Annotated in this window: 19 protein-coding genes; 2 read left to right on the top strand and 17 right to left on the bottom strand. The window is 37.2% G+C overall.

From position 1 onward, the window contains the following. Positions 1–236: 236 nt before the first annotated feature. A complete protein-coding gene (locus tag V7097_RS20210) occupies positions 237–557 on the top strand; it encodes a winged helix-turn-helix transcriptional regulator (protein ID WP_335705455.1) in 321 nt (106 codons plus the stop codon). Positions 558–672: 115 nt separating this feature from the next. Here V7097_RS20210 and V7097_RS20215 read toward each other — a convergent pair whose 3' ends face one another. The 16 genes from V7097_RS20215 to V7097_RS20290 all read right to left on the bottom strand — a co-directional run bounded on the left by V7097_RS20215 (position 673) and on the right by V7097_RS20290 (position 18,052). Further along, on the bottom strand, positions 673–2,010 hold the full coding sequence (locus tag V7097_RS20215; RefSeq protein WP_335705456.1) for a glucose-6-phosphate isomerase: 1,338 nt from the start codon (positions 2,008–2,010) through the stop codon (positions 673–675). Positions 2,011–2,104: 94 nt separating this feature from the next. Next, positions 2,105–2,767 (bottom strand): fructose-6-phosphate aldolase, encoded by a 663-nt coding sequence (gene fsa / locus V7097_RS20220; RefSeq protein ID WP_335705457.1) that lies wholly within the window; start codon positions 2,765–2,767, stop codon positions 2,105–2,107. Between the two features lie 22 nt (positions 2,768–2,789). Next, on the bottom strand, positions 2,790–3,683 hold the full coding sequence (gnd, locus tag V7097_RS20225) for a phosphogluconate dehydrogenase (NAD(+)-dependent, decarboxylating) (protein ID WP_335705458.1): 894 nt from the start codon (positions 3,681–3,683) through the stop codon (positions 2,790–2,792). Between the two features lie 29 nt (positions 3,684–3,712). Then, positions 3,713–5,707, bottom strand: a complete 1,995-nt coding sequence (gene tkt / locus V7097_RS20230) for a transketolase (protein WP_335705459.1) — start codon at positions 5,705–5,707, stop codon at positions 3,713–3,715. A gap of 20 nt (positions 5,708–5,727) precedes the next feature. Continuing rightward, positions 5,728–7,242 carry a glucose-6-phosphate dehydrogenase gene (zwf, locus tag V7097_RS20235; RefSeq protein WP_335705460.1) on the bottom strand — a complete coding sequence of 505 codons (1,515 nt, stop codon included), beginning with the start codon at positions 7,240–7,242 and terminating at the stop codon, positions 5,728–5,730. A gap of 259 nt (positions 7,243–7,501) precedes the next feature. Further along, positions 7,502–8,176 carry a ribose-5-phosphate isomerase RpiA gene (rpiA, locus tag V7097_RS20240; protein ID WP_335705461.1) on the bottom strand — a complete coding sequence of 225 codons (675 nt, stop codon included), beginning with the start codon at positions 8,174–8,176 and terminating at the stop codon, positions 7,502–7,504. Between the two features lie 46 nt (positions 8,177–8,222). Continuing rightward, positions 8,223–8,357, bottom strand: a complete 135-nt coding sequence (locus V7097_RS20245) for a BA3454 family stress response protein (RefSeq protein WP_335705462.1) — start codon at positions 8,355–8,357, stop codon at positions 8,223–8,225. Positions 8,358–8,574: 217 nt separating this feature from the next. Continuing rightward, positions 8,575–9,489 (bottom strand): chemotaxis protein, encoded by a 915-nt coding sequence (locus V7097_RS20250; RefSeq protein WP_335705463.1) that lies wholly within the window; start codon positions 9,487–9,489, stop codon positions 8,575–8,577. 51 nt (positions 9,490–9,540) lie between these two features. Beyond that, on the bottom strand, positions 9,541–11,037 hold the full coding sequence (locus V7097_RS20255) for a methyl-accepting chemotaxis protein (protein WP_335705464.1): 1,497 nt from the start codon (positions 11,035–11,037) through the stop codon (positions 9,541–9,543). Positions 11,038–11,485: 448 nt separating this feature from the next. Further along, complete coding sequence (locus V7097_RS20260) at positions 11,486–12,463, bottom strand: ring-cleaving dioxygenase (RefSeq protein WP_335705465.1); 978 nt, start codon at positions 12,461–12,463, stop codon at positions 11,486–11,488. Between the two features lie 39 nt (positions 12,464–12,502). Next, complete coding sequence (locus V7097_RS20265) at positions 12,503–13,069, bottom strand: NADPH-dependent FMN reductase (RefSeq protein WP_335705466.1); 567 nt, start codon at positions 13,067–13,069, stop codon at positions 12,503–12,505. Between the two features lie 17 nt (positions 13,070–13,086). Beyond that, positions 13,087–14,142 (bottom strand): LLM class flavin-dependent oxidoreductase, encoded by a 1,056-nt coding sequence (locus tag V7097_RS20270; protein WP_335705467.1) that lies wholly within the window; start codon positions 14,140–14,142, stop codon positions 13,087–13,089. 2 nt (positions 14,143–14,144) lie between these two features. Further along, complete coding sequence (locus V7097_RS20275; RefSeq protein WP_335705468.1) at positions 14,145–15,089, bottom strand: ring-cleaving dioxygenase; 945 nt, start codon at positions 15,087–15,089, stop codon at positions 14,145–14,147. Positions 15,090–15,141: 52 nt separating this feature from the next. Continuing rightward, the gene (locus V7097_RS20280; protein WP_335705469.1) at positions 15,142–15,585 is read right to left on the bottom strand and encodes a MarR family winged helix-turn-helix transcriptional regulator; all 444 of its coding nucleotides are present in this window, start codon (positions 15,583–15,585) and stop codon (positions 15,142–15,144) included. A 253-nt stretch (positions 15,586–15,838) separates the two neighbouring features. Further along, positions 15,839–16,600, bottom strand: a complete 762-nt coding sequence (locus tag V7097_RS20285; protein WP_335705470.1) for a 3-hydroxybutyrate dehydrogenase — start codon at positions 16,598–16,600, stop codon at positions 15,839–15,841. 132 nt (positions 16,601–16,732) lie between these two features. Continuing rightward, entirely contained in the window at positions 16,733–18,052 is a 1,320-nt protein-coding gene (locus tag V7097_RS20290) for a GntP family permease (protein ID WP_335705471.1), read from the bottom strand. A 335-nt stretch (positions 18,053–18,387) separates the two neighbouring features. On the opposite strand from V7097_RS20290, the gene V7097_RS20295 reads away from it, so the two are divergent. After that, complete coding sequence (locus tag V7097_RS20295; RefSeq protein WP_335705472.1) at positions 18,388–19,299, top strand: LysR family transcriptional regulator; 912 nt, start codon at positions 18,388–18,390, stop codon at positions 19,297–19,299. Between the two features lie 124 nt (positions 19,300–19,423). Here V7097_RS20295 and V7097_RS20300 read toward each other — a convergent pair whose 3' ends face one another. After that, positions 19,424–20,878 (bottom strand): GMC family oxidoreductase, encoded by a 1,455-nt coding sequence (locus V7097_RS20300; RefSeq protein WP_335705473.1) that lies wholly within the window; start codon positions 20,876–20,878, stop codon positions 19,424–19,426. Positions 20,879–21,175: the final 297 nt, after the last annotated feature.

Raw genomic sequence — 21,175 nt, forward strand, 5'->3', positions numbered from 1 at the left:
ACATTAAAGGTTACTTTTAGTCAACAAGTAACTATTAATATTTTTGTTTATTAAATAACTAGCAAATTATTATTTTTCTAAAAAAATGTTCATATAACCCTTTAATATTGTCACAATTCCTTCATAATATACCCCTTTTTATACTGGTCTGTTTAGGATATACTTTAATTGTACATTATATTACCTTGTTACTTTTTGTATATATAGATGATTACAACTATAGGAGGTGTTTAATTATGGTGGAAAAAGACATCCAGGAAAGAATATGTTCAAAGGTTGAAGAATCCTATCATATGATCGGTAAAAAGTGGATGGGGTTAATCGTTCATACCTTAATGGAGGAACCAAAACGATTTAGTGAAATTCATGCCTCGATTCCTGATTTAAGTAAAAGAATGCTTAACGAAAGGATAAAAGAACTCGAAGATTGTGGATTAGTCCTTCGAAACGTAATTACCGATCGTCCCGTTCGAACAGAGTATTCACTAACAAAAAAGGGTCATGAATTGGGAAAGGCACTTAGAACCGTTGAGGATTGGGCTAATAAATGGTTATAATGATTTCTAAACTCTACTGCTTGGCTCATGCACTTTGTCATGATCAAGCAGTATTTTGTTTGAAATTAAAAGAGGATACTATCTACTAATAGTATCCTCTTCATATATAGTCATCCTACTTAGAAATACGCTCTAGCAATTCAGCTCTTTCTTCTTCATAGCCAGGTTTTCCTAGTAACGCGAACATATTCTTTTTATATGCTTCTACTCCAGGCTGATCAAATGGATTTACACCCATCAATAAGCCACTAACCCCACATGCCTTTTCGAAAAAGTAAACCATCTCTCCAAACGTAAATTCGTCTAGTCTTTCAAGTTCTACAGATAAGTTTGGAACTCCTCCGTCTACATGTGCTAACACAGTTCCCTGTGCTGCATTCTTATTCACATAGTCCATTGTCTTGCCAGCTAAATAATTTAAGCCATCTAGATTAGACGCTTCCTCACCTAGCGTAATATCAAGCTTAGGTTCTTTTACAGTTACAACTGTTTCAATTAGGTCCCGGCGACCTTCTTGAACATATTGTCCCATTGAATGTAGGTCAGTTGAGAAGTCAACAGAAGCTGGATAAAGTCCTTTTTGGTCTTTTCCTTCGCTCTCCCCAAATAATTGTTTCCACCATTCAGAAACATAATGTAGAGATGGTTCAAAGTTAACCAATAGTTCAATAGATTTCCCTTTTCTATAAAGTGCATTTCGAACTGCTGCATACTGATAGCTCTGGTTTTCTGCCAAGTTGGGATTACTATATTTATCCGCTGCAGCTGCAGCACCAGCCATCATTTTATCAATATCTAGCCCTGCCGTAGCAATTGGCAATAACCCTACCGCTGTTAATACGGAGTATCGTCCACCAACATCATCAGGGATGACAAAGGTTTCATATCCTTCTTCATCTGCAAGAGTTTTTAAAGCACCCTTTGCACGGTCTGTTGTAGCGTAAATACGTTTTTTGGCCTCTTCTTTTCCATATTTTTTCTCCATATAATCTCGGAAGATACGAAAAGCAATTGCAGGCTCTGTTGTTGTACCAGATTTTGAGATAACGTTAACTGAAATATCTTTGTCCTTAAGCACATCAAATAAATGCGTAACATATGTAGCACTGATATTTTGTCCAACATAATAAATCTCTGTTTTGTCATTCATTTGGTTATGGAATGTATGTGACAGGGCATCGATTGCAGCTCTTGCACCAAGGTATGAACCACCAATACCGATTACAACTAAAGCATCTGAATTGCTACGAATTCTTTCAGCGGCTGCTTTGATTCTAGCAAATTCTTCTTTGTCGTAGTTATGCGGCAAGTCAACCCAACCAAGATAGTCAGAACCTGGTCCTCTTTTCTCATGAAGCATATCGTGTGCTACCTTAACAAATTCACTTAAATATTCAACCTCATGCCCCTGCATGAATGATAGCGCATTAGAATAATCAAAAGTAATAGACATATTAAATTTCTCCTATTCTTCCTAAATTATTTGTATAGAAGGACTATCATAATTGAAGTCCTTCTATTCTAGGTGTAATGTTGTTACTTCCTTTTTACAGTGCAGATTTCCAATCAGCAGCAAATTTTTCAAGCCCTTGATCTGTTAAAGGATGTTTTGTTAGTTGTTCAATTACATTGAACGGAATTGTTGCAATATGTGCCCCTGCTAGTGCAACACGAGTTACATGATCCGGGTGGCGAACAGATGCAGCAATGATTTGAGAATCTATATTTTGAACACGGAATAATTCAGCAATTTTTGCGACAAGCTGAACCCCATCCTCACTAATATCATCTAATCGACCTAAGAATGGTGAAACATAAGTAGCTCCTGCACGAGCAGCTAATAGTGCCTGGTTAACAGTAAAAATAAGGGTCACATTCGTTTTAACTCCCTTTTTCGTTAGATAGCGACAAGCTTCTAATCCATCCAGGGTCATTGGAAGTTTAACCGTAATATTCTTATTACCACCATTAATTTTGATAAGTTCGTTTGCTTCCGCAATCATTTGTTCAGCTGTTACAGCATTAGGTGTTACTTCTGCAGAAACAGATTCAACTTCAGGAACGGCATTTAAAATTTCTTCAATACGGTCTTCAAATTTAACGCCTTCTTTTGCAACTAACGAAGGGTTAGTTGTAACGCCTGACAAAACCCCGATCTTATACGCTTTTTTAATATCATCTAGGTTAGCAGTATCTATAAAGAATTTCATTTTTCATTTCCTCCAATTTTAATTATTTTTTTACGACAGCATGTCCACCAAATTCATTTCGTAGTGCAGCTACAACTTTACCGTTAAAGGTATCATTTTCTAATGAGCGATAGCGCATCAATAGCGACATCGCAATAACCGGAGTAGCTGTTTGTAGATCTAAAGCCGTTTCAACGGTCCATTTTCCTTCTCCTGAGGAGTGCATGATACCTTGAATTTCATCCAATTTGGCATCCTTTGAAAATGCGTTTTCTGTTAATTCCATGAGCCATGAACGAATAACTGAACCATTATTCCACACTCTTGCTACTTTTTCATAATCATAATCAAACTCGCTCTTTTCAAGTACTTCAAAGCCTTCTCCTATCGCAGCCATCATTGCGTATTCGATACCATTATGAACCATCTTTAAGAAGTGCCCGCTTCCTGCTTCCCCTGCATATAAGAAACCATTTTCCACGGCTGTATCTTTGAAAATTGGTGCAACTTGTTCCCACGCCTCAGGATCGCCACCAATCATGTAGCAAGCACCATTTCGTGCCCCTTCCATTCCGCCTGAAGTACCAGCATCCATGAATCGTACCCCAATATTCTTTAAATCATTATAGCGTTGGATAGATTCCTTATAGTGAGAATTTCCAGCCTCAATCACAATATCATCTTTATCTAAGAATGGTGCAACTTCATCAATTACAGAATCCACAACAGAATGGGGGACCATAATCCAGATAATTCTTGGCTTCTCTAAAGACTCAACTAGTTCTTTATAGCTTGATACCCCTGATGCTCCGTATGTCTTCATTTCATCAACAGCACTTGGGTTCACATCGTATGCAACTACTTCGTGATTGTTATCGATAAGATTTTGTCCTAAGTTTAAACCCATTTTTCCTAAACCTATTAATCCAACCTTCATGTTGTATTCCTCCAATAATGTTGTATTTTTTAAGAGTGTAATAGACTTTTAGTTATTTGAACTACTTTTTCAGTTGTAAATCCAAACTGTTCCATAACTGCAGGACCTGATCCCGAAGCACCAAATGATTCAATCGATACTATTTTTCCTTCCGTACCAACAAATCGATCCCACCCCATCGAGATCCCAGATTCAATTGCAATCCGTTTTGAAATCGATGATGGTAAAATAGCTTCTTTATAATCAGATGATTGTTTATTAAACAGTTCCCAGCTTGGCATTGCTACTACTCGAACAGATCTGTTTTCTTTTTCAAGTTCTTCTTTTGCACTTACGGCTAATGACACTTCAGAGCCTGTCGCAATTAGAATGACCTCTGGTGCTGAATTAGTTTCAGCTAGAATATAAGCCCCTTTTGAAACATTTTCGATATTTGCTTTTGTTTCGTTATATACCGGTAAGTTTTGACGACTTAAAATTAATGCAACTGGGCCTTCTGTTTGTTGTAGTGCGTATGCCCAAGCACTTGCTGTTTCATTTGCATCAGTTGGTCTTATTACCGTTAGCCCAGGTATTGAACGAAGTGCTGCTAAATGTTCAACTGGCTCATGTGTAGGGCCATCTTCACCCACAGCAATTGAGTCATGTGTAAATACATAGGTGACCGGAAGTTTCGATAGTGCTGCCAGACGGATAGACGGACGAAGATAATCATTAAATACAAAGAATGTACTTACGAAAGGTTTCACACCACCGTGATATGCCATACCGTTTGCAGCCGCACCCATCGCATGCTCTCTTACACCAAAGTACACATTTCGAGCACCATAGGATTCTACCGCAAAAATTTGTTCTCCCTTTATGTCTGTCATCGTAGACCCAGATAAGTCTGCGCTTCCTCCAAAAATGGCAGGAACTGATTTTACATAATGGTTAATCGCTTCGCCGCTTGCGACACGGGTTGAAACGTCCTTCCCTGTGTCAAAAGTTAAAATGTCGTTTGTGTCAATTAGAACTTTTCCTTGTATCGCATTGGTTAGTTGATTTGCTAATTCTGGGTAGTCTCGTTGATAAGATAGGAATAAACTATTCCATTGTTCTTCAACATCCATTCCCTTACTCTTTAATTCCTTGAAGTGAGCCTTCACGTCCTCTGGAACAAAGAAATCTTCTTCATAATCCCAGCCATAAGCTTGCTTCGTTGCCTTTCCTTCCTCAAGTCCTAGTGGAGCGCCATGTGCTTTATTTGTACCCGCTACTTTCGGACTTCCATACCCAATAATCGTTCTGACCTCAATAAGGCTTGGTTGATCTGGATTCTGTTTTGCTAGGTCGATTGCTTTTGAAATCGCTTCTAGATCATTTCCATCTTCCACTCTTACATAGTGCCAATTAGCAGATTCTGTTCTTTTCTCAATATCTTCTGAAAAAGAAACGTTCAAGTCACCATCAAGAGAAATATCATTTGAATCATACAGGACGATTAATTTACCTAGTTTCATATGTCCAGCCATTGACATCGCCTCATAGGATATGCCCTCCATGAGGTCACCGTCTCCTACTAAAGCATATGTGTAATGATCAATAACAGGGTAGTCCTTCTTGTTAAATCTCGCTGCTAGATGGGCTTCTGCCATTGCCATTCCAACAGCATTGGCAATCCCTTGTCCTAATGGCCCTGTTGTCGCCTCTACACCGGAGGTATGGCCAAATTCAGGATGTCCAGGCGTTTTACTGTTTAATTTTCTGAAGTTTTTTAAGTCCTCTATAGTGACGTTATATCCCGCTAGATGAAGCAAGCTGTATAATAAGCTAGATCCGTGTCCAGCTGATAAAACAAATCGGTCGCGATTAAACCATTTTGGATTTCCAGGATTATGGTTCATATGTTTTGACCATAATGCGTATGTCATTGGTGCTGCGCCCATTGGCAATCCTGGATGACCGGAATTTGCTGCATTAATGGCATCAATCGATAAAGTTCGTATTGTTGTAACGGCTAAGTTCTCAATATTTTGTGTCATGATTTTCCCCCTGGATGTTCTTATTTCGTTCCAACTAATTCTTTCGTTTCTTGATTTTGGGTTCTCTTATCTAACCACCATGTAAATCCATTCTCTTCTAACAATAAATCAGAGCCTATCGGACCATTTGAACCTGACTGATATTCATGTAACGGAACAAGGTCTTCTACAAATGCATCAAGAATTGGTTGAACCCACTCCCATGACAGCTCAACTTCCTTCCAATGTGCAAAGAATGTTGAATCACCAATGAAAGCATCATGAATGATTCTTTCGTAAGCTTCCGGCACTCCAATTCCTGTAGCTTCACACGAAAAATTAATTCTAACAGGCTCAATATTCCCATTGTTTATTGGGTTTTTACTATTCAATTGGAGAGAGACATTTTCATTTGGGCTAATTTCTACTATTAATAGATTGGGCTCTATTTCTTGATTCGTATTTTCATAATGTGCATTCAATGTATTTTTAAATTCAATGACGATACGAGTTGATTTTTCCTTCATTCTCTTTCCAGTTCGCAGATAGAAAGGTACGCCTTTCCAGAATGGATTATCGATCCATATACGAGCTGCGATAAATGTGTCTGTATTAGAAGAAGGATTTACTCCTGGTTCGTCTTTATAGGCTAGCACTTGGTTACCATTACTCTCTCCTGATCCATATTGCCCACGAATGATATTCAAATGAACATCTTCTTTAGTCAGTGGACGAACAGCCTCCATTACCTTACGCTTCTCATTACGGATTTCCGATGCATTCATCTTTTTAGGTAAAGACATCGCCGTCATCATCAACAGTTGGAGCATATGATTTTGAACCATATCACGTATGGCTCCAGCATGATCGTAATAGCCTGCTCTTGTCTCTACACCAACTGTTTCACTCGCTGTAATTTGAACATTTGCAATGTGATCCTTGTTCCAAATGGATTGTAAGATTGGATTTGCAAACTCAAGAGCTTCAAGGTTCTGTACCATTGATTTCCCTAAGTAATGATCAATCCGATAGATTTCTTCTTCCTCAAATGCACCACTTAGTTTTTCATTTAATTCACGAGCTGACTCAAGATCATGCCCGAATGGTTTTTCAATCATCAATCGTTTCCAACCAGTAGTAGTTCCAAGCCCGCTATCTTTGATATTTAAAGCAATAACATCGAAAAATTCAGGAGCGACGGAAAGATAAAATACTCGATTTTCCTTTATTTTCAGTTCTGCTTCTCGTTGCTTAACCATCTCGAGTAATGGTTTATACCCCTCTTTATTGGTAACATCAAGGGCCATATACCGAAATGAATCTAGAAAATCCTCCATTTCAGTAACATCATGTTCAAGACGGCGTGAGAAAGAAAAGATAGATTCTTTCACTCTTTCTTGAAAGTCTTTTTGAGAAAGTTCAGCTCGTCCAAGACCAATTATTGATATAGGTTGTGGTAATTTTTTATCAATAAACAGGTTGTACAGAGCAGGGAAAATCTTTCTTTTTGCTAAATCACCTGTTGAGCCAAATAATACAAAAGTCATTGATTCCAATTTAAGTCCTCCTAATCAAATGCGCCTTGGCGTATTTGCGCCCGATTTTTTTGAGCTTGCTCGAAAAGCTACATTTGAAAAATCGAGGCATCCGCCGGAGGCTTTAACTTTATTCAGTCGAGGTTTGAACACCCACTGAATTCTTTACTCAATTTGCAGTTAACCCCCACATAAAAGGTTAAGCGACTACTGCTGAATAAAGTTAAATGTAAGTGAAGGTAATAAGATTCATTCTATTGTTGTAAATCATTTACACATGTTATCTATGTCTAACTACAATAGAGTTATCCTTGTTACGATCCAAGGTAATGTATTTATCAGCCATTCCGAGAAATAACCCATTCTCAATAACGCCAGGGATTAGGTTAAGCTCTCTTTCTATTTCTATAAGATTCGTCATATCCGGTAATCGACAGTCAAGAATATAGTTACCATTATCCGTTTGAAATGGGCTTCCCTGAACTTGTCTTAAATCGGGTACGAGCCCGAGTTCTTGTATCTTTTTCTTTGTCAGTTCAATGCCAAAAGGTAACACTTCAACTGGCAATGGGAAAGATCCTAATTTTGCAACGTTTTTAGCTGAGTCAGCAACTACGATAAAAGTTTTAGCTGCATTTGCGATGATTTTTTCCCGTAATAGAGCACCACCGCCCCCTTTTATGAGATTTAATTCAGGATCTACCTCATCAGCGCCATCAATCGCCACATCGATTTGTTGAACCTCGTTAAACGAGATAAGTGGTATCCCTACTTCCTTAGCTAGGTTTTCAGTTTGTTTCGAGGTAGGAATTCCCTTAATAGAAAGTCCATTTTGAACAAGTTCTCCAAGTTTAGAAATGGTATAAAACACTGTCGATCCAGTCCCTAGGCCCACTATCATTCCATCTTTTATATAATCTAAAGCTTTTTCTCCAACCTCTTTTTTCTCATTCAAAGGATTCTTTCTCCTTTCATAGTTAAACTGGAGATTCCACTTTTTTTTAGCTTTGCCATTGTTTCTTAATTTGCTCCTCCGCAATACGGAATATTTGACTTTGAGGTGTGCCTTTTTCAACAATAACGTTTGTTAAATATTTTTTGCCTTTATATTCAAGATTCAAGGTTACCTCAACCATATGATTCACTCCTATCAGAAAAATATTTATCTAGTATATCTTTTTATAATTAGTCACTATTAGTAACCAAAGTCACTTTATGTAACCAATAATAACCCTCAAATTATTTATAGTCAAGGAAAATATCTCGAATTCAAGATATCCCCTCCAAAAAAAACTCTCACCGTTTAAACAGTGAGAGTTTTACCAGTTTCATTGGACATTGGATTTTCAATATTTATAATATATATTTATCAATTTCTTTCACAAGGTTTACTAAATTTGGTTTACTTACCTGAGAGGTTGCACCAACATTTTCTCCTTTATGAAACAGATCATCTGTAATCAGAGAGGAGAAAATGATGACTGGGATTTCTTTTAATCGAGTATCGGTTTTCACACGATACGTTAAATGGTGCCCATCCATTTGTGGCATTTCAATATCTGTTAAAAGGAGCTGTACACTTTCTTTCGGATCAACGGATTCATCCGCTGAAAGGGCTTCTAGATAATCCCAAGCTTCTTTCCCGTTTTGAAAAAATGTTACGTTCTCGTATCCCGCTTCACTTAACGTGTCCTTCAGTAAAGCACGTAAAACTGCAGAATCTTCTGCGGCTATTATATTTTTCGCAGACCTTTCACGTGGTCCTAAGGTTTTAATGCTATCAACACTTCCACCTAATTTAGGATTAATTTCGACAACAATTTTTTCAATGTCTAATAATATAGATATTGTATTATTATCGAGTTTAATAATTCCAGTAGCAAAGGGCTGATTTCCTGTTGTAATTTCATTTGGCTTTTCAATTTGCTCCCAAGAAATACGGTCAATACGACTAACATCGTGGACACGGAACGCAATCTTAATCTGATTTAACTCAGCAATAATGAATTTATCATTTTGAGGTTGTTCTGATGGAGCAACGTTTATAATGCTAGCCAAATTAACGACAGGGATTGTCTCCCCGCGCAAACTAATAATTCCTTCTACCCATTGGTGGGAATTTGGAATTTTCGTTATAGGCATAGGTGTAATAATTTCCCGCGTCTTTAAGACATTTATGGCGAAACATCCATCCCCTAGTTCGAACAAAATAATTTCAAGTTCATTTGTTCCACTTTTTAATAAAATACCTTTGTTGTCCCCAACCATTATGAATTCCTCCGTGATTGTACTTCTAGTACATTTATGACTCCAATTCCCTTAATCTAATTGTTTGATAAGTGACAACAATCTACCTGACATACCATGGATATTCTCTGTTGTATGGTTAATTTCTTCAGTAACAGCAGCCTGTGATTGAATTTTTCCACTCATATTAGTAATACTGTTGACAATGCTTTCTACCGAAGAATTTATATCGTCTATTATTTTCTCAATTTGCTCCACCGCCTCTGAAGTACTAGAAGAGAGTTTTTGTACTTCTGCAGCAACCACACTGAAGCCTTTTCCATGTTCACCTGCACGAGCTGCTTCAATGGAAGCATTTAATCCAAGTAAGCGAGTTTGGCTTGAGATTTTTTTAATTAACTCCGTAATAGATTTTGTTAATGCAATGCATTCCTTCGCTTGGTCTGCAGCATCTGATGTCACTTCATGCTCATGAGCGATTTCTGTGGCTTGGTTCGTAATATCATTAATATTTCCTGCTAATTCCTTTAGAGAATGTGTAAATTCATTCATCTCGTTTCCGATTTTCTCATCAAATGCTTTTCGTTCAATCTCATGATTAATATCCCGTAATACACCTGAAACAAGAACTGGATTTCCGTTATCATTCCGTACAGTTTTGACTAACATGTTAAACCATCTATCTTCTCCATTTTTTGTCTTCATCTGGAATTTCATATCAAATTCCGCTTGATTCATATTATAAAGATAAGAATTAAAGCTACTTCTTACGTGTTCCCTATTTTCTTTCGATACCAGTAGCAACCATGTTTCCAATTCAGGATTAAATTCATTCTCTTCATATCCAAGTAATTGTCTAAATTGAGGGGAATACCATACTTCTTGGGTATTATTTTGAAAATCCATTCCCCATGCCCCTTCTATTGTTGTTACACTGTATCCAAGTGATTTTTCAATTAGTTCTAGGCGGGTTAATAAATTTTGGATTTTTAATGTATTTAATTTGTTTTCATGAATATTTACGATTGTACCGACATTTCGATAGGGAATTCCTTGTTTGTTTCGTAACGTTTCTGATTTTGCATGGTACCACTCAATTGAACCGTCTTTCTTAATACTCTTAAACTCAATATCATAAGGTCTTCTTGTCTCGCTAGAATAATGTTCTTCAAAAGCCGTTGTAACACTTTCCACTTCATCTGGTGCGATCGTGTTTAACCAGCTTTCAAATACATTTGGGAAATCATTTTCATCCTGATACCCCAGTGAAGTTCTGAAGTTTTGATCATAAACATTTCCTGCTGGAATACCATCATTTATTTCCAAATCCCAAGTTCCAATTCCATTTAGTTCTGTGACGATTTGATGTTTCACAGATAGATTTTCATATTTTGTTTGTAAAACATCTAGATACTCATTCATCGAATCTACCAAACTTTGAAGCTCTTTATCTTCTGTTTGTAATGAAATCTGATAGGAAGAAAAGCTATCTTCCTGAAGAGCTGCCTTCATTCTCTCTATTTCATTTATTACGTTTTGGATATTACTCTTTCTTTTTTGCTTGAACATTTCACTCAAGCCTCCTAATGGTAGAATTCACCTCGTAAAAAAGTGGAAATTATAGGTGCAAAAGATGCCTATTACCAAAAATGTCACCCTTTGATAATTATCTCGAATACTTTTATCTTTAATTTGAGATAATAATAATGCAAAAAAAAACAATGGTCAATAAAAACCGAACATAAAAAATTACAAAATTTCCCCTTTTTAAATGATGAATCTTAAAAAAGGTCTGATGAATAAATCACACCAGACCTTCAGTATATTTAAATTCTTTATTACTGTACGATATAGCTTATATAAAGGTATTTCACCTTCTATTTATTTAAGTATCCAATTATTCTCTTCCAGTACAACAAGTGTCGTGGCAAAGGAAGCAACGTCATTCTTCATGTCGAAATTGCTTAGGTTATGTTTCCGATTATCCTTCGTAATTATCTGTTTACTATTTTTCTTTTTATTCTTTAATAAATTCCTTTGTACTTCTTACTGTATCAATTGGACGAACTAATTTTTCTATTTCTGCACGTTTAGGCTCTAAGAATGGAGGTAAAGATAATTTTTCCCCAAGTGTTTCATAAGGTTCATCTCCCATGAAACCAGGACCATCCGTAGCAAATTCAAATAAAATTTGTGGTGCAACTCTTGCGTATAAAGACTCAAAAAAGTGACGATTTACATAACCAGATGTAGAGAATCCAAAACTACTCAATCGCTCTATCCATTCATCTAAAACTGAGCGATCCTCTACTCGGAATGCAGCATGGTGTACTGTGCCATAACCTTGTCGGGCCTGAGGTAGAATCGTATTATATTCTACAATGACTGAGGCACCATTGCCACCTTCCCCTACTTCAAATAAATGCAATGAGCCTTCTTTTGCAGTCTCTTTAAATAATAGGACTTTTTCCAGCATTTCTTTAAAATAATCAAAGTTTGCAATACGAACAAAGACAGGTCCTAAACCAGTAATTGCATATTCCAGTGGAATTGGACCTTTTTGCCAAGGTGTACCTGATTCCACCCCTTTATTTAATTCATCTGAAATCAATTGATAGTGTTGATCATCAAAATCAACGAAAGAAAGAGTTTTCTTGCCAAATTGCTCTTTAATTCCTGTGTGCTTGACTTCAAGACGATCAAAACGTTTTACCCAATACTCTAATGCTGCATCACTTGGTACACGGAAAGAGGTCTTTGAAATCTCATTTGTACCATGTACTCCTTTCGGAACGCCAGGGAAGTCAAAGAACGTCATGTCTGTGCCTGCACTGCCTTTATCATCAGCAAAGAATAAATGATAGGTTTGAATATCATCTTGATTAACTGTCTTTTTAACTAAACGCATACCTAAAACATAAGTGAAAAATTCATAGTTCTTTTCTGCACTACTTGTAATTGCTGTTACATGGTGTATTCCTTTTAGATTGTTCATTATATATTCCTCCAATATTCATAGTCGATTCTATTAGTATTAAAAACCGTATTCTTCTTCTTTTGCTTTTCTAATCACATCAACGGCGTTAAATGTTTGGACGGTGTCATCCACTAACCGATCTAAGCGGAAAAGAATATCATCGTTAATGATTTCTTTACGCAAGAAATCTTTTTCTTCGATAAATACATACGTCGGAACAATGTGAGCCTTCATATATGCTAAAATCGGTTTTAATTGTTGCTCGACCATTAAAAAGTGCTTAGCTGTGCCAGCTGTGACGACAACACTTACGACCTTATCACGGAAAGCATTAACTGGCAGTAGGTCGAAGATGTTTTTTAATGTTGCAGGTATCGATGCTTGGAAGGTTGGTGTCCCAATAATAATGGCATCTGCTGACATAATCATCTCTGTCACATATTTTGTATCTCCTTCATATTCAAAGTAATTACGTCCATCACTAAATTCCAATTTATAGTCGGCTAAATCAAGAAGTGTGACTTCATGTTCCGGGAATTTTTGCTCAAGTATTTCCACAGTTTTAAGCATCGCAGTTTTTGTTTTCGAACCGACAATTGAGCCTGCTAGCGCTACGATTTTCATAGGTTACTCTCTCCTTATTATTTGGCTGTATATTTTTTGATCGCAGGAATGATGTCGTTCCCAATGATTTCAATGTTTTTCATGATTTTTTCGTAATGTACGCCACCAAAGTCGATTTCTGCCATAAAGCGTTGCATTCCGTAAAGCTCATATTGGTAAAGCATTTTCTCGATAATCTGCTGTTTGCTACCGACCATTAATGCATCACGGGTATCTGGTGCTTGAGCAAATTGTTGCTTTGGATAGCCGCTACCACGAATCGCTTGGAAGCCTCCATTAATATGCGGGTACATTCCTTGTAACGCTTCTTGTGTTGTATCTGCTACGTAAAATAAGCTAGATGTTGCAATTGGTAAAGCTTTGGGATCAAAGCCACTGCGTTGTGCCGCTTCACGATATGCATCAACTGAAGGCTTAAAGTTGATGGCTGGTCCACCTAATGTTGTCAGCACCATCGGAATTCCCATGTAACCCGCTTTAATAGCACTTGCAGGTGGACCACCTACAGCACGCCAAATTGGCAGAGAACCATCTTTTGGCTGCGGCAGAATTTCTGCATTTTGTAGTGGCGGACGGTATTCACCTTGCCATGTAATCCGCTGTTCTTCATTGATTTTTTTCAGCAGTTCTAATTTTTCTTCAAAAATTTCCTCATAATCCTGTAATTCAACGCCAAGTAGGTGATAGGCACCTACACGTGACCCGCGACCAGCAACGATTTCTGCACGACCATTTGAAATTAAATCAATTGTGGCGAAATCCTCATACACACGCACAGGGTCGGAAACACTTAGGACAGTAGCTGAGCTTGCAATTTTAATCTTTTTTGTCGCTTGAGCAATGGCACCCAAAACAACGGTATGTGCTTGTGTGGTGAAATACGTTTGGTGACTTTCACCAACGCCAAATACGTCAATACCTGCTTGTTCTGCTAATTGACTAGCTTCGATAAGCTCATTGATTCGTTGCTGGGCAGAAATTCGCTCACCTGTTAGTGGGTTAGGAATGTGATCCCCCAAAGAATATAGTCCAAATTCCATGCCCTTTGTTGGATCGATGCGGTATTTTTCCATTGTTAATTCTCCTCAATTGGTTTTAGATTTTCTTCAATTTCAGTACGACGATCCTCTAAAAATGGTGGAAGATCTAATGCTTCACCTAGTGTTTCAATATCACCGTCAATTGTGAAACCAGGTCCGTCTGTTGCAATTTCAAATAAAATACCGTTTGATTCGCGGAAGTATAAGCTCTTAAAGTAGAAGCGGTCTACAATGCCAGACGAACGGAATCCACGTGCCCGAACCTGTTCATCCCAGTGGGTAAGCTCTGCCTCATCTTTCACACGAATCGCTAAATGGTGAATACTTCCTCGTCCAGGTCTTTCAGTAGGACCGTCCAAAAACTTCACGACGATTTCTCCAAATACCTCGCCTTGAACGGATTGGAAAATTGCTTCATCTTCTGTACGTGAAACCTCTCTATAGCCAAACATCTCTGTTAGTGTTCTTGCTAATTTATCAAGTCTACGAACTGTGATTTCCACTGAGCCCATGCCTTGAATTTGATGTTCTACGGGCACGTTTGACTTTTCCCAAGTTTCCCAGTGCTCTACCTTTTCACCGTTTGAGACTAGTAAAACCATACGTAAACCTTCTGCATCTTCAAAGTGTAAGGCAGGCTTGTTGGCGTATGATGTGATTTCACTGTGTTGTACACCATATTCTTCAAAACGCGCTTTCCAATAAGTTAAGCTACTTTCAGTTGGTACAAGTAATCCAATACGGGTAATGGCATTTGTACCTCGGTGTGTCCTTCCCGCTGAAGGGATTTCAAAAAATGATAGCTCTGTACCGGGACTTCCAGTTTTATCTCCATAAAATAAGTGATACATCGATGGATCATCCTGGTTCACTGTCATTTTCACGCGTCTTAGTCCGAGTACTTCACGATAAAAATGATTATTTTGTTTTGCATCCTTTGTGATCATTGAAATATGATGATGCCCTGGAATTGTATACATAGGTTAATCTCTCCTTTTATCATTTTACTAGTCAAGTGATAAGGTAAAAAAATTATTTATTTGGCATTTTCTTTTTTTCGCTATTCTTTTGCACACGCGACATGAGCGTATATAGGATTTTTTGTTCTTCTTTAGATAAACATTCATCAAAGAAAGAGGATTGAAACGCCAGCTGTGCTTCAAATGCGTGATTTAGTTTTTCACGGCCCTTCTTAGTTAACGAAATTGTTTTCGTTTTCCAGTCTTGCTTTCGTACAATGAGTCCTTCTTTTTCAAGGCGAGTTAGCATGCGCGAAATACCGCCTTGTGTCACTGTAACTTTCTCGGCAAGCTCACTTTGAGTTAATGGCTCGTATGTTGAAATTTGCATTAATACGTCAAATTGTGCAGTTGTTAGATCAAATTGCTTTAAAAAATCATTTGAAAGCAAGTTACTTTGATGTGTGAATCGAGTAAGTCGCAACCAGATTAATGAACCACGAGTATTCTTTTGCATAACGTTTTATCACTCCCTTTCGTCATTATCACTTTACCACTCAATTGATAACAATGCAATAAAATTATCTTGGATTCGAGATATTATTTTTATACGAATGACAAAACGATAAAAAGCTTTAGGCTGCCCAAGAAAATTTTAATGTGAATATAAAAAAAGGGCTGATGAAAAAATCTCACCAGACCTTAATACCTTGTTACTTACGATATAGCTTATATAAGGTATATCACCTTCTATTAATTTGAGTATCCGATTATTCTCCGCCGGTAACACCTAGTGCTTCGCCAGTAATCGCGGCTGCACCATCTGAAGCTAAGAATAAAGCTGTAGCCGCAATTTCTGAAGGTTCGAGTAAACGTCCTAACCATTGGTTACCAATGATATGTGTTTTCAACGCTTCTTCTACTGAAGTTCCATCTTTTTCTGCAAGTTTTGGTAATTGTTTTTCGATTAATTCTGTACGAGTTGGTCCAGGCAAGATTGAATTAGCTGTAATACCATATTCTGCATTTTCCATTGCTACTACATTTGTAAAACCGATTTGTCCGTATTTTGCAGCAACATATGCAGATTTATACTTATCTGGTCTTCTGCCATGTCCTGAAGAAATCGTAATAATGCGACCATATTTTTGTTCTTTCATAGCAGGAAGAACGTGTTTTGTTGCTAGGAATGTCCCTTTTAGGATAACATCTACTACTAGATCCCATTTTTCTTCTGGGAATTCTTCAACAGGAGAAATAAACTGAAGTCCTGCATTATTTACTAGTACGTCTACTGTTCCACGATCTGCGATAACCTGTTCAACTGCTGTTTTCACACTTTCTTCATTTGCAACGTTTGCTTTGTAGCCTTTTGCATTTCCTAATTTTTCAGCTGCACTTTTTGCTGCTTCTTCATTTAAATCAAAGATAGCAACAAAATCACTGTTTTTTACGAATGTCTCTGCAATGGCATAGCCAATTCCTTGTGCTGCACCTGTTACGATTACTGTACGTTCTTTTTGAGTTGTCATTTTTAATTCCCCCTAAATATTTAAATGTTTTATTAAAAGAAATAATGTAGTAAAAAAGAATAAGTAACTATTTTAGTTTGTATGAGCGCTTCTCTATTGATGCACCTCCCTTAAATGGAAGTTTTACAGATATTAATAAATAATAATAGCTGCGATTATTACTGCGATTAAAGCAAGTAAATTAGCACCCGTTACTGCGACAAATTGATACTTAAAGCCGTTTTGATGAGTAAGTCCTGTTAACGCCAAGAATGTTAATACTGCACCATTATGCGGCATTAGTGTAATTACTGATGATGCAACTGCCGATACCCTATGGATGACATCAGGACTAAGTCCCATCGCAAGGTAACTTTGGCCAAAAGCTTCCATAACGATTCCTAATGCCCCTGAAGCCGACCCTGTAATTCCGCCAAAAAGTGCCGAAGCAACAGATAAACTGATAAGCGGATTACCAGGAATATTTAAAATAAAGTCAGAAATATACTTAAATCCAGGTGCAATGGTGATAACCACACCAAAAGCTACAGCTGATGAAGTGAAAAATACCGGCATAATAGATCCGCTTGCACCTTCATTAATCACTGCTTTTTGGCTAGGAATATATTTTTTAAATAAAATAGCTGAGACAATAACAGCAGCGGCTAATCCGATTACAATAATATTAGGTACTTTTAAAGCACTACCAACGATAATTACAACAATCAAAAGTACAATAGGAATGATACTTAATAAAAAGGAAGGGATTTCCTTTTTTAATTCTTCATTCGAATCTTTCACATTAAAATCAGCAAATGTTTCTCCGTTTGCTAAACTTTTATTTAACGTGAATCTCATATACCATAGACCAAAAGCAATTGCTACAACCGCGCCAATAATCCCTAAAATCGGTGCCGCCGTAAGGGTTGTACCAAGATATGCCGTTGGGACAACATTTTGAATAGATGGTGTAGCAGGTAACATTGTCATCGTAAACGTACCTAAACCGACCTGAATTGGAATCGTTACTAAGTTCCATGCAATATTTAATTGTTTAAATAATGGTTTTGCAAGCGGAATAAGTACAAATATAACTACAAATAAACTAACCCCTCCATACGTTAATATGGCTGTAATCATCAATAGTGCCACTAGTACTGGAAACGGTTTTTCGGTTCCTGTTTTTTCCAAAATCTTTTGCGCAATCGATTGAGCAGCCCCACTCTTATCGATATACTGCGCTAAAATCGCTCCTAATAGAAATACAGCAAAGAAATTAATGATAAATCCTGTAAGACCTGTCATGTAGGAATTCTCTTTACCTATTAAGGAAGAAAAAAGCTCCATTTGATTTGTTACAATTACTATAATGGAAGCAATTGGAGCAACAACTAGAATATTAAAGCCTTTCATTGCTCCATAAATGATTAATATAATTGCGATTACTATACCTATAACTTGAATGATCTCCATAATTATCTTCCCCTTATTTTTCTTACAAGTTAGTGTTTCCTCAACCCTTAACCTGCATTTATCTCTAATTCATATATCTTTAATTCGAGATATATAGTTTAAAAAATAAACTCTGATTAAATTTATCCCTCCAAGAATTCTTTTCTTAAACTAGTCCACTACAGTATGTCACAAATTATTCACATTTAGAAATACTATTTAGGTTATGGTTTTTATACTAGTTTGGTTATAAATTGATAAGAATTGCCTTCATATTTATAATGAAATAACATATCACAATTCATACTATAAAATACGAGTGTGACAATTAGGTTATTTAAGGAGGCAAGAGAAAGATGAAAGATCTTTCTGGAAAGTATTTAAAGTTAATTGCCGAACACGGGAATTTCTCACATGCCGCCAAGGCTTTATATATATCACAGCCATACCTTAGCAAATATATTAAGAATTTGGAGGATGAACTAGGAATTGAGTTAGTAAACCGGAGAGTAAATCCATTGTCGTTAACATATGCAGGGGAACGCTATTTATCTTATATGAATGAAATAGAACAGACGTATATCAAATTGCATCATGAAATTGAGTCTATCTCTAATATGGAAAAAGGTCAGCTAAAGCTAGGCATAAACCCAATATTAGGTTCACATACCCTCTATAATATCTTGCCTGAATTCATTATGAATTACCCTGGGATTGAAATTGAGCTGGTTGAGGAATCTGCAAATGATATGGAATCTCTGCTTTTAGAGGGGAAAATTGATATATGCTTAAATATGCTTCCAATATTTAATCAAGAAATTGTCTATGAAATTCTTTATGAAGAAAAACTATATCTTGTTATTCCCCCTATCCATAAGCATTATAATCCTGATAAGGAACCGGTGGCACACATTCCATTTAATCCTCATCTTCTAGACGGGGAAAAATTCATTTTACTTAAAAAAGGGCTTGGATTAAGACGACTCACAGATGAAATATTCAAAGATTACTCCATTAATCCTAATATAGTAATCGAAACGCAGAATATCGAAAGTGCATTCCGTCTAGCAAATAGAGGCGTTGGTTTAACAATTATTCCAGAGAGTGTGGTCACCCGGGATAATATGATTACGGATTCTAATTTCTACACTTTAGGGAACCCGGTTTATAAAAATCATGTAGTGGTCAGTTATAAAAAAGGGGAATCCTTATCTGCTCCCGCTCTCACATTCCTGAATATTGCAAAAGAAAAGTATATGCAATTTTAATGTATTGGGCCCCTTGGTTTGCAGTACAGAAACCTAAAGGGGCCTTCGTGTTTACTTGATTAGCAAAAAAAATTAAAGGGATTGAGTTTAATTACTCCACCCATTTAAGTCATTTACTCGATTACTATCCTGAATGACGCACAATATGATCCGCTACCCGAATGGCTAAAGCCGTGTTAGAAAGTACTGGTCCTGCTGCGGTTAAGCTTGGAAGTGCGCTATTATCTGCAACATATAGACCTTGAACTCCGTGTATTTGGCCATTCCGATTTGTCGCAGAAGTATTAGGATTACTCCCCATTCTACATGTGCATGCTTCATGCATATCCGCCCCTGGCGGACGTAGGACTAAGCTAGACTCGTCAAGAGTGACTCCCATCGCTTTCGCTGCATCTCTTATTCCTTGTTCTACTTTTCTAGCTGTTTGACGGTCTTTTTCACTTAAAGAGTATTGAACCTGTTGTAATGGAACTCCGTACTCATCCACTTTAGAATCAAGGTATACACGATTTTCGGGTCTGGATTCCACTCTTCCAAAAGATGCATAAACAACCATCAACTGATTTTTCAACTCCTTATCTTCAAATTGCTGGTAAGACCAATATTGGTCTGGACCAAGAATCTGAATTTGATATGGATCATCTTCTGTTTCAAATTTTAAAATCGATAAATTTCCAAGTCGATCAGAAAACTGTCCTCGACTGACTGTTCCAATTCCAATCATTGATACGTGCCCTGTTAAATAACGTCCAATCGCTGGTCCCTGAACACCAGAATTCAATAATATACGTGGAGTTTCTAACGTACTTGCTGATAATACAACATTTTTTGCCCGGATCGTATAATTTGATTTCGTCTTCGTATCGATTACCTGAACACTAGCTGTTCTTTTTCCATTCGGAGTAGTATTCACTTTATGAACAAAAGCATCTACAGCTAGATCATATGGCCGGTCTAACTGACCCATTGCCAATGAATTAATCGAACTATACCACGGATTTGAATGGACCTCCCCTTGTCTCGAGGGTGACAAATCAATGGCAAGTGGCATATTTTGGGCTTCCAAAATACCCGCAGCATGAAGCCTCCTTAACATCCGATCCTGCATTGATGAACCTTTTGCCCAATCTGTTGTGACATGTAATAGTTCTTCAGCCATTCGATAGTAAACATCTAGTTCTCTACGATTAATCGGCCATTGTTTCAGTTCTTCTTCAATCGGTCTCGGTGTTGCCGCATTCCAAAACAACGATCTTCCCCCAAGAGCATAGATCATCGTGGCTCCAGAAAATTGAGGTAAGCGTTGACCGATAGGAGTGGAATTATTAGGAAGAAGTACATCGCGTGATGTGTTTACATTTTGTGTAGCTATATTTTGTGCATGGGAATGGAATAATTTATCTCCCTTTTCAAGAATAGCAATTTTTTTTGCCCCTTGCTGTTTCCACAACTGACAAAGTCTTTGTAAAACAGCACCTCCTCCTGGACCACTTCCAACAATAACCACATCGTATTCTGTTTTTGCTAATTCAGAAATTGGTTTCGTATTAATCCAATTATTCTTGTATCTTATAACCATAGAGACGCCTGCCTTCCCTATAAATTGATTATCATTTTAGGGTATGCTCGACAGCGTGTCTATTATGTTAGGGTATGTAACTGAAACTTAGTGGTATATAACTAAGGAAAACACCCTTATTGGACAGAGGATTTTAGAAATTGTACTAAAAGAATATGGGGAAAAATTGAATTGGTTCAGTTAAATACAATGCAGAGGTATGAAGTGGCAAAAAGTTGTCCAAGACAACAATTCCCCTGCGAATCCGTCTGAAATTGGATCTTCTTCTATGTGAAGGTTACAACCACAGCTATTGCA

Source organism: Bacillus sp. JJ1562 (genome assembly GCF_036962705.1).
Lineage (GTDB): Bacteria > Bacillota > Bacilli > Bacillales > Bacillaceae_L > Ferdinandcohnia.